This is a genomic window from Bowmanella yangjiangensis, from assembly GCF_017255015.1.
GTDB lineage: Bacteria > Pseudomonadota > Gammaproteobacteria > Enterobacterales > Alteromonadaceae > Bowmanella > Bowmanella yangjiangensis.
Map to the genome: position 1 here is coordinate 1 of NZ_JAFKCS010000387.1, position 754 is coordinate 754.

At 67.2% G+C, this 754-nt stretch carries 2 protein-coding genes; both read left to right on the forward strand.

The genetic code is table 11. The annotated features are described in order from the left end of the window. The first annotated feature begins 94 nt into the window (after nt 1–94). Nucleotides 95–298, forward strand: coding sequence for a DUF1127 domain-containing protein (locus J0A65_RS24720; protein WP_206596890.1), 204 nt, complete (start codon nt 95–97; stop codon nt 296–298). 83 nt (nt 299–381) lie between these two features. Then, nucleotides 382–705: a DUF2388 domain-containing protein gene (locus J0A65_RS24725; protein WP_047585185.1), complete on the forward strand. Its 324-nt coding sequence runs from the start codon at nt 382–384 to the stop codon at nt 703–705. Nucleotides 706–754: the final 49 nt, after the last annotated feature.

The window sequence follows — 754 nt, forward strand, 5'->3', positions numbered from 1 at the left end:
GCCCCTGCACAATTCCCCCCGTTTGTATCTGCTCCTCGACAGCCATTGACGAGATCATGGACTGCCACACCTTGTCTCTGGACAGGAGCACGCCATGGACCGCACGCACTCCCCGCTCTCGCAGCACGCACATCCCCACGCCCTGGACTCCCTGCGCCTCTACGCCGTGCTGCGCCATTGGCAGCGCAACCTGCGCACGCGCCGCCAGCTGGCCCAGTTGAATGCACAACAGCTGGCCGACGCGGGCATCAGCCCGGCCCAGCGCGAGCAGGAACTGGCCAAGCCCTTCTGGCGCTAGGCCAGCAATGGAGTGCACAGGCCTTCTGGGCTAAGCTGCGGGCGCGGGCAGCACCTTGTCCCGTAACCTCGGAGTGACCCCAGATGCCTCTCAACAAATCCTTCAGCGCCGCCCTGCTGACGATGCTGCTCGTCGGCAGTGCCAGCGCCAGTAGCCTGGTCGCCACCACGGATACCCTCGGGGGCGCCCTGGCCGGCACGGCCGAAGGCCTCTCGGATGCGACCAGCTCCCTGCGCGACATGAAGCAGATACGCGCCGCTCGCGAGGACGCCGCCAGTTTCGTCGCCAGCGACGGCGCCATCCGCAGCGCCAGGCTGGAAGCTGCCCTGCTGCAGATTCGCAGCCATGCCAGCGAGCTGGCGCAGGCCGATGACCTGACCCTGGCACAAGCCATTCTCAGCCTGTAGAAGGCTCCACGCCCCTGCCGGTCGACTCACTGCTGACCGGCTTCGCTGC

What these genes read in the sequence shown, in the direction of transcription:
- J0A65_RS24725 (WP_047585185.1), top strand. Translation starts at nt 382, where the DNA reads ATGCCTCTCAACAAATCCTTCAGCGCCGCCCTGCTGACGATGCTGCTC.
- J0A65_RS24720 (WP_206596890.1), top strand. Translation starts at nt 95, where the DNA reads ATGGACCGCACGCACTCCCCGCTCTCGCAGCACGCACATCCCCACGCC.